At 65.0% G+C, this 13,741-nt stretch carries 19 protein-coding genes; 2 read left to right on the top strand and 17 right to left on the bottom strand.

Annotation, left to right across the window (positions count from 1 at the left end):
* Positions 1-33: 33 nt before the first annotated feature.
* Complete coding sequence (locus Q7514_RS31670) at positions 34-621, bottom strand: NADPH-dependent FMN reductase (protein ID WP_330137187.1); 588 nt, start codon at positions 619-621, stop codon at positions 34-36.
* A gap of 20 nt (positions 622-641) precedes the next feature.
* Complete coding sequence (locus Q7514_RS31665; RefSeq protein WP_330137186.1) at positions 642-1,223, bottom strand: TetR/AcrR family transcriptional regulator; 582 nt, start codon at positions 1,221-1,223, stop codon at positions 642-644.
* Positions 1,224-1,292: 69 nt separating this feature from the next.
* On the opposite strand from Q7514_RS31665, the gene Q7514_RS31660 reads away from it, so the two are divergent.
* Entirely contained in the window at positions 1,293-2,435 is a 1,143-nt protein-coding gene (locus tag Q7514_RS31660; RefSeq protein ID WP_330137185.1) for an acyl-CoA dehydrogenase family protein, read from the top strand.
* A 653-nt stretch (positions 2,436-3,088) separates the two neighbouring features.
* Here Q7514_RS31660 and Q7514_RS31655 read toward each other — a convergent pair.
* The 9 genes from Q7514_RS31655 to infA all read right to left on the bottom strand — a co-directional run bounded on the left by Q7514_RS31655 (position 3,089) and on the right by infA (position 8,887).
* Entirely contained in the window at positions 3,089-4,090 is a 1,002-nt protein-coding gene (locus tag Q7514_RS31655; protein WP_408016221.1) for an alpha/beta hydrolase, read from the bottom strand.
* 41 nt (positions 4,091-4,131) lie between these two features.
* Positions 4,132-5,040, bottom strand: a complete 909-nt coding sequence (gene truA, locus Q7514_RS31650; RefSeq protein ID WP_330137183.1) for a tRNA pseudouridine(38-40) synthase TruA — start codon at positions 5,038-5,040, stop codon at positions 4,132-4,134.
* Positions 5,041-5,045: 5 nt separating this feature from the next.
* Positions 5,046-5,606: a 50S ribosomal protein L17 gene (gene rplQ / locus Q7514_RS31645; protein ID WP_330137182.1), complete on the bottom strand. Its 561-nt coding sequence runs from the start codon at positions 5,604-5,606 to the stop codon at positions 5,046-5,048.
* A 29-nt stretch (positions 5,607-5,635) separates the two neighbouring features.
* Positions 5,636-6,694, bottom strand: a complete 1,059-nt coding sequence (locus tag Q7514_RS31640; RefSeq protein WP_054715400.1) for a DNA-directed RNA polymerase subunit alpha — start codon at positions 6,692-6,694, stop codon at positions 5,636-5,638.
* Positions 6,695-6,837: 143 nt separating this feature from the next.
* A complete protein-coding gene (gene rpsD, locus Q7514_RS31635; protein ID WP_054715397.1) occupies positions 6,838-7,443 on the bottom strand; it encodes a 30S ribosomal protein S4 in 606 nt (201 codons plus the stop codon).
* Between the two features lie 27 nt (positions 7,444-7,470).
* Positions 7,471-7,884 (bottom strand): 30S ribosomal protein S11, encoded by a 414-nt coding sequence (gene rpsK, locus Q7514_RS31630; protein ID WP_132471062.1) that lies wholly within the window; start codon positions 7,882-7,884, stop codon positions 7,471-7,473.
* Positions 7,884-8,252: a 30S ribosomal protein S13 gene (gene rpsM, locus Q7514_RS31625; protein ID WP_330137181.1), complete on the bottom strand. Its 369-nt coding sequence runs from the start codon at positions 8,250-8,252 to the stop codon at positions 7,884-7,886. Before rpsM ends, rpsK begins: the two co-directional genes overlap by 1 nt.
* A gap of 207 nt (positions 8,253-8,459) precedes the next feature.
* On the bottom strand, positions 8,460-8,573 hold the full coding sequence (gene rpmJ / locus Q7514_RS31620; protein WP_003938068.1) for a 50S ribosomal protein L36: 114 nt from the start codon (positions 8,571-8,573) through the stop codon (positions 8,460-8,462).
* Between the two features lie 92 nt (positions 8,574-8,665).
* Positions 8,666-8,887 carry a translation initiation factor IF-1 gene (gene infA / locus Q7514_RS31615; RefSeq protein ID WP_006554587.1) on the bottom strand — a complete coding sequence of 74 codons (222 nt, stop codon included), beginning with the start codon at positions 8,885-8,887 and terminating at the stop codon, positions 8,666-8,668.
* Between the two features lie 186 nt (positions 8,888-9,073).
* Between infA and dtd the strand changes: the two genes are divergently transcribed.
* Positions 9,074-9,511 (top strand): D-aminoacyl-tRNA deacylase, encoded by a 438-nt coding sequence (dtd, locus tag Q7514_RS31610; RefSeq protein ID WP_330137180.1) that lies wholly within the window; start codon positions 9,074-9,076, stop codon positions 9,509-9,511.
* Positions 9,512-9,520: 9 nt separating this feature from the next.
* Here dtd and map read toward each other — a convergent pair whose 3' ends face one another.
* The 6 genes from map to rpsE all read right to left on the bottom strand — a co-directional run bounded on the left by map (position 9,521) and on the right by rpsE (position 13,723).
* Positions 9,521-10,318 carry a type I methionyl aminopeptidase gene (gene map / locus Q7514_RS31605; RefSeq protein ID WP_330137179.1) on the bottom strand — a complete coding sequence of 266 codons (798 nt, stop codon included), beginning with the start codon at positions 10,316-10,318 and terminating at the stop codon, positions 9,521-9,523.
* A gap of 16 nt (positions 10,319-10,334) precedes the next feature.
* The gene (locus Q7514_RS31600) at positions 10,335-10,880 is read right to left on the bottom strand and encodes an adenylate kinase (RefSeq protein ID WP_330137178.1); all 546 of its coding nucleotides are present in this window, start codon (positions 10,878-10,880) and stop codon (positions 10,335-10,337) included.
* On the bottom strand, positions 10,877-12,190 hold the full coding sequence (gene secY / locus Q7514_RS31595) for a preprotein translocase subunit SecY (RefSeq protein ID WP_330137177.1): 1,314 nt from the start codon (positions 12,188-12,190) through the stop codon (positions 10,877-10,879). Before secY ends, Q7514_RS31600 begins: the two co-directional genes overlap by 4 nt.
* Before the next feature lie 254 nt (positions 12,191-12,444).
* A complete protein-coding gene (gene rplO, locus Q7514_RS31590; protein WP_330137176.1) occupies positions 12,445-12,888 on the bottom strand; it encodes a 50S ribosomal protein L15 in 444 nt (147 codons plus the stop codon).
* Between the two features lie 2 nt (positions 12,889-12,890).
* Positions 12,891-13,070, bottom strand: a complete 180-nt coding sequence (gene rpmD, locus Q7514_RS31585) for a 50S ribosomal protein L30 (protein WP_054716674.1) — start codon at positions 13,068-13,070, stop codon at positions 12,891-12,893.
* Positions 13,070-13,723: a 30S ribosomal protein S5 gene (gene rpsE, locus Q7514_RS31580; RefSeq protein ID WP_132471067.1), complete on the bottom strand. Its 654-nt coding sequence runs from the start codon at positions 13,721-13,723 to the stop codon at positions 13,070-13,072. Before rpsE ends, rpmD begins: the two co-directional genes overlap by 1 nt.
* Between the last annotated feature and the right edge of the window lie 18 nt (positions 13,724-13,741).

Below are 13,741 nucleotides of genomic sequence, written 5' to 3'. Positions count from 1 at the left end.
TACGCACTCGAGGGTGAGCAGGGCGTCCCGGCCTCAGCCGGGATAGGGACGATCCTCCCGGCCACGCCGCACCGCGTGCACCCACCATTCGAGCTGCCGAAGCATGCGCCCGGCCGAATCGATGGCCGCACCGTCACGCGTCGTGCCGTCGGCGGCGAAGGCGTGCCTGACACGATGGAAACTCACCGACTCGCGCACCGGCACCATGTGGACCTCGACAACGACCTGCCGAAGCTGCTCGACCGCACGCAGCCCGCCGGACAGCCCACCATAGGACACGAACCCGACCGGCTTTGCGCGCCACTCGTGCTTGACACTGTCGATCGCGGTCTTCAGCGCTGCGGGATAACCGTGGTTGTACTCGGAGGTGATCACCACGAACGCCTCCGTCGCGTCGATCCGGCGCGTGAACGCCTCGACCTCGGAGCCCCCCGAAAGGTCCTGCGGCAGCGGCGTCTCCGCGAGGTCGATGATGTCGATGCCGAACTCCTGACCGTCGACCCCCGAATGGCGTCTCACCATCTCGGCGAACCAGTTCGCGACAACCGGTGCGACCCTCCCCGCGCGCACACTCGCCACGATGATCCCGAGCCGAATCGGTGCCTGCCTCTTCTGGTCCATGCCTGCGATCGTAAGGCGCCTCAGGGGGTCAGACCGTGGGTGAGCAGGGCCGCGAGTTCGCGGTAGGCCTGTGCGTCGGCGAGCCCGGTTCGCTCCGCCACTTGTCGCTGCTGGATACGCACCATGACCGTCGCGACGACATCGGCCGCGAACGCCGCGTGCACGTCACGCAGTTCGCCCGCCGCGACACCTTCCGAGATCAGCACACGCACCCGGTCGGCAGCGAGGCGGGTGTTGCGCTCGTATACCTCCCGCGCGACGGGTGTCGCGGCGATGTCGTCCATGAAGCGGGCCGATGCAGGTTCGAGTTGCCTTCCTACGGATTCGAGGTAGGCGCGGATTCGCGTCTCGGCCCCTGCGACCTCCGCGACATCTGCTTCGACGCGCTCGGTTGCACCGCGGAAGAAATGGACGGTGACGGCGTAGACGAGTCTGTCCTTGTTCTCGGCGAGGGCGTAGAGCGTCGATTTCGAGCATCGCAACCGGGCTGCGATGTCGTCCAACGTGAAGTGCGCAAATCCTTCGTCCAGGAACAGCGCGACAAGCTGGTCGAACAGTTGCGCCTGCCGTGCGGTGGTGCGCCGTGCCGCTACTCTTGCCATACTCGAAATAGTACTGCAGTATCGATATGAGTACTGTTTGTGAATCCGCCTTCTTCGAGGAGTTCTGCCGTGCCCGTCGAGCGTCTACTGCCCACCCCCGAGGCCCACGACCTGATCGACCTCACGCGCGACGTCGCCGACAAAGTGCTCGCACCCCGCGTCGTCGAACACGAACGCAATGAGACCTTCCCGGACGGCGTGTTCCCCGCGCTCGGCGCCGCAGGACTGCTCAGTCTCCCCTACCCCGAGGAGTTCGGCGGGGGCAACCAGCCGTACGAGGTGTACCTCCAGGTCCTCGAGGAACTGGGCGCACGCTGGGCAGCAGTCGCGGTCGCCGTGAGTGTGCACGGCCTGTCGTGCTTCGCCCTTGCGGCGCACGGCAACGATGAGCAGAAGAACACGTGGCTACCCGACATGCTGGGTGGCGAGACGATCGGCGCCTACAGCCTGTCCGAGCCTCAGGCCGGCTCGGACGCAGCGGCATTGACCTGCCGGGCGCAGGCCACCGACGGCGGATACCGGATCAACGGTTCGAAGGCGTGGATCACCAACGGCGGCAAGGCCGATTTCTACACCCTGTTCGCGCGGACCGCAGACACCGGCAGCAAGGGCATCTCGTGCTTCCTCGTACCCGAGGGCACCGAGGGCCTGAGCTTCGGGAGGCCCGAAGAGAAAATGGGCCTGCACGCGATCCCCACCACCTCAGCCCACTACGACGATGCGTTCGTACCCGCCGAACGCCGCATCGGCGCCGAAGGACAGGGTCTTCCCATCGCATTCAGCGCCCTCGACTCCGGACGTCTCGGCATCGCCGCCGTCGCAACCGGACTCGCTCAGGCCGCGCTCGACGAGGCAACGACATACGCCAAGGAACGCAAGGCCTTCGGCAAGGCGATCATCGACCATCAGGGTCTCGGTTTCGTCCTGGCAGACATGGCTGCCGCCGTCGATTCCGCCCGCGCCACCTACATCGACGCTGCCCGCCGCAAGGACGCAGGTCTGAGTTATTCGCGTCAGGCCTCCGTCGCGAAACTGGTCGCCACGGATGCCGCAATGAAGGTCACCACCGATGCCGTGCAGGTCCTCGGCGGATACGGTTACACCCGCGATTTCCCCGTCGAACGGTTCATGCGCGACGCGAAGATCACCCAGATCTTCGAAGGCACGAACCAGATCCAGCGACTCGTGATCGCGCGGTCGCTGGCGAGTTGACCTGCGCTGCGGTTCCCGCCGGAGGGTTGGACACCGCACACCCGCAGGCGCGACGAAACGTCTCCGCGACTATCTCGTGCACCGTGGAGGAATAGGGACGCCACGATCGGGTAGACCCACAGTGGGTGGCCGAGGCCCTCACCCCCCATCGGGGGCCGAGGTCACCCCCCTGGTGTCCGACAACGGGCCAGGATCCACGACGAAGGAGCAACGATATGGTTCTCGGCTCACTCGCTGCCACACTTGCCACTCTGCTCGCGGGTCTGGGTGTCCTACTCTGAACGTCCTCTGAACGTCCTCGACCGGATGCCCGTATCCCGGATCGCCGGGAGTACGGGCCCGAGAATGGAGATGGACGAGTCCCGTGTTAACACAGAGTCTCCTGATGCCGATGTGACCAATGACTACTGAGTCCCTCTCCCCCTGTGAGGGACTCGGAGGTCATTTTCGCCTCCGACCGGATGCGAAACCGTCAACACCTGGAGGAAACATGATTCTCGGTTCACTCGGTGCCACCCTGTTCGCGCTTCTTGCGGGTCTGGGCATCCTGCTCTGATTCCGGTCAGCGGCGTGTCACCTCTTCCGAGGGTGGCACGCCGCTGTGCACGGCCGGGGACGCTGACCAGTGATGGCCCACAGTCCGGAGTCCTGCGTCAGGCGTCGAGGGCCTCCGACAGCAACGGCCAAGATTCATGCAGCGCGTCTTCCCAGTACCCCCAGGTGTGGGTGCCCTCGATACGAGTCGAATAGGTCGCCTCGATCCCGAGCGCGTCGAGCTCGGTGCGTAGCCGGTCGGTGCACCCACTCACAGCGGTCTCGATCACCCCCAGCAGCGCCACATCCGGTATCACCGCAGGTCCGTGTTCCTGCCACGCGCCGGCCTCGTGCGCGCCGGGCAGTCCTCCGCTCGACGACACGAACACCGTCGTTCCGCGCAGCCGCTCGGCATTGCGGATCACATCCTGCTCCATCCAGTACGGACCGCCGACCGGCCCCCACATGTTCTCCACCTCACCGCCGCCGAGCCCGACGACCATCTCGACATAGCGGCTACCCACATCCGTCGAGGTCTCGGCGCAACCGCTGTACGACGCCACTGCCTGGTACAGATCCGGCGCATACTCGGCGAGCGCGAGTGCAGATGTTGCCGACATCGACACACCCGCGATCGCGTTGCTCCCGCTCGCACCGAGCACGTCGTCGACTATCGGTGGCGCTTCTTCGGTGAGGAATGTCGTCCACTGGTTACGACCCAGTTCCGGATCGTCGGCAAGCCAGTCGGTGTAGTAGCTGAATGCACCGCCGATCGGGGTGACGACGTTGACATTCTTGTCGCCGAAGAAATCGACGACATCGGTCTGCTCACGCCACGTGGCCTCGTCGACACCACCGCCGGCGCCGTTGAGCAGATACAGCACAGGGCGCGGCTCGGTGACGTCAGCGGGACGGATCACCCGGAGTTCGATCGTGCGACCCATCGCCTCGGAATGGACGAACAGGGACCAGTCGCGCGCGGAATGCCGGTCCACGCGTTCCAGTGCCACGAGACCGGAGTCGACCTCGCCGGCGACCCCGGCCGGCGGCTCATCGGCCCGACCGATGCCTGGATCGGTACCAACTGTCGCCGTCACCGCAGCCACCGCGATCGCCGCCACGATCGCACATCGTCGTCCGATCAACTTCGCGCTCCCCTTCGTCAACCGCAGCAGCCGTGCTCGATCGGCCCGCGTGTCTCCCGCGTCGCACGATTGCGCGCGGCGAGATCCTCATCGGCAGGGTAATCGACACGGACGAGTGAAAGGCCGTGAGCCGGTGCCACTGCCACGGATGCGGCGCGTTCACGCTCGCCGAGCAGGGCGGTCATCCACTCGACCGACCGGCGCCCCTCCCCCACTGCAAGCGCCGCGCCGACGAGACTGCGGACCATCGACCAGCAGAACGCGTCGGCACTCACATGCGCGGTGAGGATGTCACCGGAACGGGTCCAGTCGTAGCGCTGGAGTTCGCGGACCGTGGTCGCGCCCTCGCGCCGCTTACAGAAGGCGGCGAAGTCGTGAAGCCCCAACAAGGAACGGGACGCGCGCTGCATTTCTCCGAGATCGACGGTTTTCGGCCAGGCGACGGTGTCGCGCGCACGCAGCGGATCCGCCCCGTGCGCGGCCGTCGACACGCGGTACTCGTAATGCCGGCGGACCGCGGAGAATCGCGCGTCGAAATGCTCGGGAGCCTCCGAGATTCCGGTCACCCGGACATCCCGCGGGAGAAATCGAGCGAGCCGTCGTATCCAGCGTGACGGATCATCCGGAAGCGACACGGTCGGTACATCGACGTGCGCGACCTGGCCCGAGGCGTGCACTCCGGCATCGGTGCGACCTGCGACGGTGAGGAGCACGGGCTCCCGAACGATCGCCGACAGCTTCTCCTCGATCTCGCCGCACACCGTACGACGGCCGGGCTGGCGGGCCCACCCGGAGAAATCGGTGCCGTCGTAGGAAATATCGAGCCGGAGCCGGGTCCGATCACCGGAAACTGTGTCCGAAGCGACGAGCCCGCCGCCCTGAACAGGGACGGCGGGCTCGTTCGTTTCAGCAGATGCCGAAGCCAAGTGGACTAGTCCTTCTTGGCCTCGTCCGCCTCGGTCGCGTCAGCGGCCGTTGCGGTGGTGTCTTCGATCGCCTCGACGACGGCATCGGCGTTCTCGACCTCGGCGTCGGTGGCGTCGGCCTCGACGGCCTCCACCACGTTCTCCTCGGCAGCCGGTGCAGCCTGCGAAGCCGCGACGCGCCGAGCGCGGTCGGCCTCGGAGGAGACGGTCTTCTCACGCACGAGCTCGATGACCGCCATGGGCGCGTTGTCGCCCTTGCGCGGCATCGTCTTGATGATGCGCGTGTAGCCGCCGTTGCGGTCCTCGAACGAGGGACCGATCTCCGCGAACAGGGCGTGCACGACGTCCTTGTTGCGGATGACCTTCAGCACCTCACGACGCGAAGCCAGCGTGCCGGCCTTCGCGTGCGTGACGAGCTTCTCGGCGTAAGGGCGCAAGGCCTTGGCCTTGGCCTCGGTGGTGGTGATGCGGCCGTGCTCGAAGAGCGCGGTGGCCAGGTTGGCGAAGATCGCCTTCTGGTGCGAGGCCGACCCGCCGAAGCGGGCGCCCTTCTTGGGCTTGGGCATGATTTTCTCCTAGTAAGGACCGTGAGCTGCTACAGCTGCTCGGTCTCGGCGTAGTCCTCGTTGCCGTCGGTGTCGCCGAACCCGGCGTCGGTGTCGCTCCAAGTACCGGTGGCGGCGTCGTAGCCGGCAACGCTGCTGGGGTCGAAGGACGCGGGGCTGTCCTTCAGCGACAGGCCGAGCGAGTGCAGCTTGACCTTGACCTCATCGATGGACTTCTGACCGAAGTTGCGGATGTCGAGCAGGTCGGATTCCGTGCGTGCCACGAGCTCGCCGACGGTGTGGACACCTTCGCGCTTGAGGCAGTTGTAGGACCGGACCGTCAGGTCCAGGTCCTCGATCGGAAGTCCGAAGGAGGCGATGTGGTCGGCCTCGGCAGGCGAGGGACCGATCTCGATGCCTTCTGCTTCGACGTTCAGCTCACGAGCCAGACCGAAGAGCTCGACAAGCGTCTTGCCCGCCGAGGCGAGTGCGTCGCGTGCGGCGATCGAGTTCTTGGTCTCCACGTCGAGGATCAACCGGTCGAAGTCGGTGCGCTGCTCGACGCGGGTGGCCTCCACCTTGTACGTCACCTTGAGCACCGGCGAGTAGATCGAGTCGACCGGGATACGGCCGATCTCGGCACCGGATGCCTTGTTCTGGACGGCGGGGACGTAACCGCGACCGCGCTCGACGACGAGCTCGACCTCCAGCTTGCCCTTGTCGTTCAGAGTGGCGATGTGCAGATCGGGGTTGTGGATCTCGACACCGGCCGGCGGAACGATGTCCGCTGCGGTGACGACGCCCGGGCCCTGCTTGCGGACGTACATGGTGACCGGCTCGTCCTCTTCCGAGCTGACCACGAGGCCCTTGAGGTTCAGGATGATGTCGGTGACATCCTCCTTCACACCCGGAACCGTGGTGAACTCGTGGAGCACGCCGTCGATACGAATGCTGGTGACGGCGGCACCGGGAATCGAGGAGAGCAGGGTGCGGCGAAGCGAGTTGCCGAGCGTGTAGCCGAAGCCGGGCTCGAGCGGCTCGATGACGAACTTCGACCGATTGTCGGCGAGGACCTCTTCGGTCAGCGTGGGTCGCTGCGAGATGAGCATGAGTTGCCTCCTTGTGGGCGTCCGCTATTTGACGCCCTAGTGGTGGTGTGGTGTCCTCCCGCCCCAGCAGGGCAGGAGGACACCACGGCACGAAGTGCCCTGATGGCAGAGCACGAAGCTCTGCTGCAGAACACGAAGCGCTCTTACTTCGAGTAGTACTCGACGATGAGCTGTTCCTGCAGCGGGATCTCGATCTGCGCGCGCTCGGGCAGCTGGTGGACCAGCACCCGCAGACGCGGACCGACGACCTGCAGCCACGCAGCGACCGGGCGCTCGCCCTGGGTCTCACGCGCGATCTGGAACGGCAGCGTGCTCAGCGACTTCTCGCGGACATCGATGATGTCGTACTGGGAGACGCGGTAGCTCGGGATGTCGACCTTCTTGCCGTTGACCAGGAAGTGTCCGTGGGACACCAACTGGCGGGCCTGGCGACGGGTGCGCGCGAGGCCGGCACGGTAGACGACGTTGTCCAGACGCGACTCGAGGATCGTCAGCAGAACCTCACCGGTCTTACCGGGGCGGCTGGCTGCTTCCTCGTAGTAGCGGCGGAACTGCTTCTCCATGATGCCGTAGGAAAAGCGGGCCTTCTGCTTCTCCTGCAGCTGGAGCAGGTACTCGCTCTCCTTGATCCGCGCGCGGCCGTGCTGGCCGGGCGGGTAGGGGCGACGCTCGAATGCCTGGTCGCCTCCGACCAGGTCGACGCGGAGACGCCGCGACTTACGTGTAACGGGACCGGTATAACGTGCCATGACTTAGAACCTTTTCCTTTCCCGTTGTTAGACGCGACGACGCTTGGGCGGGCGGCAGCCGTTGTGCGGCTGGGGGGTGACGTCGGAGATCGTTCCGACCTCGAGGCCGGCGGCCTGGAGGGAGCGGATCGCGGTCTCGCGGCCCGAACCCGGGCCCTTGACGAAGACGTCGACCTTCTTGACGCCGTGCTCCTGCGCCTTGCGGGCAGCATTCTCGGCGGCGAGCTGCGCGGCGAACGGCGTCGACTTGCGCGAGCCCTTGAATCCGACGTGGCCCGAGGACGCCCAGGAGATCACATTGCCCTGGGGATCCGTGATCGAGACGATCGTGTTGTTGAAGGTGCTCTTGATGTGAGCTGCGCCGTGCGGGACGTTCTTCTTGTCCCTACGCCGTGCCTTCTGGGTCTTCTTCGGACCGGCGGTGCGTGACTTGGGAGGCATTACTTCTTCTTTCCTGCGACGGTGCGCTTCGGGCCCTTACGGGTACGAGCGTTGGTCTTGGTGCGCTGTCCACGCACGGGCAGACCACGACGGTGTCGCAGGCCCTGGTAGCAGCCGATCTCGATCTTGCGACGGATGTCCGCCTGGACCTCGCGGCGGAGGTCACCCTCGACCTTGTAGCTGTCCTCGATGTACTCGCGGAGCTTCGAGAGGTCTTCGTCGGACAGATCCTTGCTGCGCAGGTCCGGGCTGACGCCGGTTGCCTCGAGGATCTCCTTGGAACGGGTACGGCCGATGCCGTAGATGTATGTGAGTGCGATCTCCATCCGCTTCTCGCGGGGAAGATCAACACCTGAGAGACGTGCCATGTGGCATTCCTATTCGGTGTGCGGAGGTCTGCTCCCAGCCCGTCCCCTGCGTAAGAAACTGTGTAGTGACAAACACAGTGGGGCCCCGGCCTCCGAACCGGGGGTGTATCGCACAGCTCCTCGACGAATCGAGGATCGTGACCGTGCGACTGGTACTGGAAGGTCTTCTTGCTTGTTGCCAAGCAGATCTTCGCGAGGAAGGTCGATCTAGCCCTGACGCTGCTTGTGACGCAGGTTCTCGCAGATCACCATGACCCGACCGTTACGACGGATCACCTTGCACTTCTCGCAGATCTTCTTGACGCTAGGCTGAACCTTCACGTGCGTCCGATCTCCTGTATGTGCGCCTCCGGACACGACGCAAGTCCTTCCGGAGACAGGTTTTTCCCCGACCGTGCGGCCGGGGAAGTCTGTTACTTGTAGCGGTAGACGATGCGTCCACGCGTGAGGTCGTAGGGCGAAAGCTCCACGACAACCCGGTCCTCGGGAAGGATACGAATGTAGTGCTGCCGCATCTTGCCGCTGATGTGGGCCAGCACTTTGTGGCCGTTCTCCAGCTCGATGCGGAACATCGCATTGGGAAGCGGTTCGATGACCCGACCCTCGACCTCGATTGCGCCGTCCTTCTTAGCCATATCCTCCGCGATCCGTTGTTCGACGTGTGGTTGCATCGGCATCCGATACCGTGACGCTCGGCATCCCCGGAATCCCTTTGCGAAGACCATGTCGACGCAGACCGACCGGAGCGCAGCGCGCACCACCGATCAATATTACGGGAAGTTCATCACCAGGCCAAATGGCATCGATGTTAGGAGGCACACGTGCGTGCGCTGGTTCAACGGGTCACCACCGCGGCCGTCGCAGTCGACGGAGTAGAGGTCGCGCGGATCACGCCCCCGAACCGTGGCCACGGATTGCTCGTCCTCGTCGGCGTCACCCACGACGACGACTCAGCGAAGGCCGCGACTCTTGCACGCAAGGTCTGGACGATGCGGATCCTCGAGCACGAGAAATCCGCGGCGGATCTGAACGCTCCGCTGCTGGTCGTCAGCCAATTCACCTTGATGGCGGACACGAGGAGGAGCCGGCGCCCGTCATGGTCGGCGGCGGCGCCCAGGCCGGTGGCCGAACCCTTGATCGACGAGTTCACGTCGGCGCTGCGCACACTCGGCGCGCATGTCGAATCGGGGGTCTTCGGCGCCCACATGGAAGTGAGCCTCGTCAACGACGGCCCGGTGACCCTGCTGGTCGAGGTGTGACTCGCCCCGCTACTCGGGACGGATGGTGAGGATCCTCGGACCGTCCTCGGTGACAGCGACGGTGTGCTCCCAGTGTGCGGCACGGCTGCCGTCGGTGGTCACCACGGTCCACTCGTCCTCGAGGACGACCGTCTCGTACGTGCCGAGTGTCAACATCGGCTCGATCGCCAGGACCGAACCCACGACGAGCTGCGGGCCCTTTCCCGGCTTGCCCTCGTTGGGAAGAAACGGATCCATGTGCATCTCGCGGCCGATGGCGTGCCCACCGTAACCGTCGACGATGCCGTACGGGCGACCGTGCAGACGCTCCGCGGCGTGCGTGCCCTCTTCGATGGCGTGGGACACGTCGGTGAGACGGTTACCCGCGATCATCGCGGCGATGCCCGCCTCCATCGACAGGCGCGTGGCGTCGCTCAGGTCGGAGTCGGCAGCGGACAATTCCCCCACCCCGAAACTCCACGCCGAGTCACCGTGCCATCCGTCGAGGATCGCTCCGCAGTCGATCGACACCAGATCGCCCTCGGCGAGAATGTCGTCAGCCGACGGGATACCGTGCACCACCCTGTCGTTGACCGACGAACAGATCGAGCCCGTGAAGCCGTGGTACCCCAGGAACGACGGAACGGCGCCCGCATCGCGGATCACCGCTTCCGCCACCCGGTCGAGTTCCAGGGTGCTCACGCCCGGTTTCGCCGCATCCCGCACCGCGACGAGCGCGGCACCCACAATGGCACCCGCGGCTGCCATCGCATCCAGTTCGCCTGAAGTGCGGAACGGAACCACTTTGCGCTTGCGCCCGAAACCCATACCCGAATTCCTGTGTCTACTTGCCGAGCGCAGCGAGGGCGCGCGCGTTGATTTCCTCGACCTCACCGACAGCGTCCACGGTGATGAGGACATCTGCATAGTGGTCGAGCAACGGTGCTGTCTCTTCGCGGTAGACCCGGAGACGATTGCGGATGACGTCCTCGGTGTCGTCGGCACGGCCGCGAGCAAGCATGCGCTCGACGACGATGTCCTCGTCGATGACGAACGACAGCACACCGTCGAGAGCGGTGTCCAGGTTCTTCAGAATGCTGGCGAGCTCCTCTGCCTGCTCGACGCTACGGGGGAACCCGTCCAGAAGGAATCCGTTCGCAGCGTCGGGCTCCGCAAGCCGCTCACGCACCATGTTGTTGGTGATCTCCGCGGGGACGAGGTCTCCGGCGTCGATGTACTTCTTGGCTTCCAAGCCGAGCGCAGTGCCCTGACCGATATTGGCGCGGAACAGATCACCGGTCGAGATGGCGGGAACGCCGAGCTTCTCGGACAGGATTGCGGCCTGTGTGCCTTTGCCGGCACCGGGAGGACCGAGGAGTACAAGTCTCACTTGAGGAACCCTTCGTAGTTGCGCTGCATCAATTGACTTTCGATCTGCTTGACAGTGTCCAGCGCGACACTGACGAGAATGAGCACCGCTGCGCCGCCGAAGATGCTGCTGGCGGTCTGGCCTCCCGACAGGAAGAAGTTCGGAAGTACTGCGATGAGACCGAGATAGATCGAGCCCGGAACCGTGATGCGGTTGAGCACAAAGCTGAGGTATTCAGCGGTCGGCCGGCCCGGCCGGATGCCCGGGATGAAGCCGCCGTACTTCTTCATCTCGTCGGCGCGTTCCTCCGGATTGAACGTGATGGCCACGTAGAAGAACACGAAGAAGACGATCAAACCGAAGTACAGCGCGATGTAGACCGGGTTGTTCGGATTGACGAGATATTCGTTGATGATGCGCTGCCACCAACTCGGCTCCGGATTGGTGGTCGCACCGGTGAGCTGAGCGATCAGGTTGGGCAGATACAGCAACGACGACGCGAAGATCACCGGGATGATGCCGGCCTGGTTGACCTTCAACGGCAGATACGTCGACGAGCCGCCGTACATGCGGCGACCCACCATGCGCTTGGCGTACTGCACCGGGATACGACGCTGCCCCTGCTCGACAAAGACGACGCCGGTGATCAGCAGCAACGCCACGACCAGCACGATCGTGAAGACGAGACCGCCGCGGGATTCGAGGATCGTTCGTCCTTCGGACGGCAGCGCAGATGCGATACCGGCGAAGATCAGGATCGACATACCGTTGCCGACACCGCGTTCGGTGATCAGCTCGCCGAACCACATCACGACTGCAGCGCCTGCTGTCATGACGAGGACGATGACGACCATGCTGAACACGCCGTCATCGGCCAGGATCGGCTCCGCACAGCCCTGCAGCAGCTGACCTCGGGCGGCAAGCGCCACGATGCCGGTCGCCTGCAGGACGGCCAGCGCCACGGCCAGATATCGCGTGTACTGCGTCATCTTGGCCTGACCCGCTTGGCCCTCCTTGCGGAGTTCCTCGAATCTGGGGATCACGACGGTGAGCAGCTGCACGATGATGCTCGCGGTGATGAACGGCATGATGCCGATGGCGAACACCGACAGCTGAAGGAGGGCACCGCCCGAGAACAGATTGATCAGGGAGTAGATGCCGGCTTGTTCGCTGCCGGCGAGCTGGTCGACACACGCCTGGACGTTGCCGTAGTCGACGCCCGGGGACGGCACCGAGGCGCCGAGTCGGTACAGAGCCACCAGCCCGAGGGCGATGAGGATCTTCCGCCTCAGGTCCGGTGTCCTGAGGGCCGAGACGAAGGCGGAAAGCAAGAATCCTCCTGGCAGGCCGATCGGGAGCGACAGACCGGATAGGTCCGTCGGACAGTAGACAACTCTAGAACTCTAACAGTGTGCACCCCGGCGGCCACCGGCCAGGATCGCCGATGGGGACGACGCAGAGGGTGCAACGCGCTGCAAATACGTCACAAGCGTACGGCAGCACAGACATACGCGAACGGCCGCGGTGCAGTCATCGACTACACCGCGGCCGTTCGTCAGCCGTGATTCATGCAGGTCCGAACCGGTCAGGCCAGTTCGGTTGCGGTGCCACCGGCAGCGGCGATCTTCTCCTTGGCGGAGCCGGAGAACTTGTTCGCGGAAACCTGGACGGCAACCGTGATCTCGCCCTCGCCGAGGACCTTGACGAGCTGGTTCTTGCGAACCAGGCCGTTGGCCACAAGCTCGTCGACGCCGATCTGGCCACCCTCCGGGAAGACCCGGGCGATGTCGCTGACGTTGACGACCTGGTACTCGGTGCGGAATGCGTTCTTGAAGCCCTTGAGCTTCGGCAGACGCATGTGCAGGGGCATCTGGCCACCTTCGAAGGCTGCCGGGACGTTCTTACGCGCCTTGGTGCCCTTCGTACCGCGACCAGCGGTCTTGCCCTTGGAACCCTCACCGCGTCCGACGCGGGTCTTGTCCGTCTTCGCGCCCGGGGCCGGGCGCAGGTGATGCAGCTTGATGGTCATTCTCAGACCTCCTCAACGGTCACGAGGTGACGCACCACGTTGATCAAGCCACGGTTCTGCGAGTTGTCCTCGCGGACCACCGACTGGCGGATCTTCCGCAGGCCGAGGGTGCGCAGGCTGTCACGCTGATTCTGCTTGGTACCGATGGTGCTCTTGATCTGGGTGATCTTCAGCTCTGCCATTACTTCACGCTCCCAGCAGCAAGTGCACGGGCGCGAAGCATGCCGGCGGGAGCGACGTCCTCGAGGGGGAGGCCACGGCGAGCCGCAACTTCCTCCGGACGCTGCAGGCCCTTGAGAGCTGCAACCGTCGCGTGCACCACGTTGATGGCATTGTCGGAGCCGAGGGACTTCGACAGGATGTCGGAGATGCCCGCGCACTCCAGCACGGCGCGCACAGCGCCACCGGCGATCACACCGGTACCGGGGGAAGCCGGACGCAGCAGGACGACGCCTGCAGCAGCCTCACCCTGAACCGGGTGGGTGATGGTTCCGCCGATGAGCGGAACGCGGAAGAAGTTCTTGCGAGCTTCCTCGACACCCTTGGTGATGGCCGCGGGAACTTCCTTGGCCTTGCCGTAGCCGACGCCGACCACGCCGTTGCCGTCTCCGACGATCACCAGCGCGGTGAAGCTGAAGCGACGGCCGCCCTTGACGACCTTCGACACTCGGTTGATCGAGACGACACGCTCGATGTGGTTCGACCGCTCGGCAGCGTTGCCGCCGCGCGAGTCACGATCGCGGCGGTCGCCGCGACCACCACGGTTGTCCCCGGTGTTGGGGCCATTCTGTCCGGCGGGGCCGCTTCCGCCGTCACGCCGCTGACGTCCCGGCATCAGACGTTCCTTCCGTTA

The sequence above is a fragment of the Rhodococcus artemisiae genome (genome assembly GCF_036327795.1).
Taxonomy (GTDB): Bacteria; Actinomycetota; Actinomycetes; order Mycobacteriales; family Mycobacteriaceae; genus Rhodococcus; species Rhodococcus artemisiae.
This window is presented reverse-complemented; position numbering and strand designations above follow the sequence as displayed.

Bases quoted from the DNA above. Each gene is read 5' to 3' on its own strand.
- map (WP_330137179.1), bottom strand. From the start codon at position 10,318: ATGGGTTTCGGGCGCAAGCGCAAAGTGGTTCCGTTCCGCACTTCAGGC.
- rplQ (WP_330137182.1), bottom strand. From the start codon at position 5,606: ATGCCCAAGCCCAAGAAGGGCGCCCGCTTCGGCGGGTCGGCCTCGCAC.
- rplO (WP_330137176.1), bottom strand. From the start codon at position 12,888: ATGACCATCAAGCTGCATCACCTGCGCCCGGCCCCGGGCGCGAAGACG.
- rpsM (WP_330137181.1), bottom strand. From the start codon at position 8,252: ATGGCACGTCTCTCAGGTGTTGATCTTCCCCGCGAGAAGCGGATGGAG.
- Q7514_RS31640 (WP_054715400.1), bottom strand. From the start codon at position 6,694: ATGCTCATCTCGCAGCGACCCACGCTGACCGAAGAGGTCCTCGCCGAC.
- rpsK (WP_132471062.1), bottom strand. From the start codon at position 7,884: ATGCCTCCCAAGTCACGCACCGCCGGTCCGAAGAAGACCCAGAAGGCA.
- rpmD (WP_054716674.1), bottom strand. From the start codon at position 13,070: ATGGCAGAGCTGAAGATCACCCAGATCAAGAGCACCATCGGTACCAAG.
- rpsD (WP_054715397.1), bottom strand. From the start codon at position 7,443: ATGGCACGTTATACCGGTCCCGTTACACGTAAGTCGCGGCGTCTCCGC.
- infA (WP_006554587.1), bottom strand. From the start codon at position 8,887: ATGGCTAAGAAGGACGGCGCAATCGAGGTCGAGGGTCGGGTCATCGAA.
- Q7514_RS31670 (WP_330137187.1), bottom strand. From the start codon at position 621: ATGGACCAGAAGAGGCAGGCACCGATTCGGCTCGGGATCATCGTGGCG.
- rpsE (WP_132471067.1), bottom strand. From the start codon at position 13,723: ATGCCGGGACGTCAGCGGCGTGACGGCGGAAGCGGCCCCGCCGGACAG.
- Q7514_RS31665 (WP_330137186.1), bottom strand. From the start codon at position 1,223: ATGGCAAGAGTAGCGGCACGGCGCACCACCGCACGGCAGGCGCAACTG.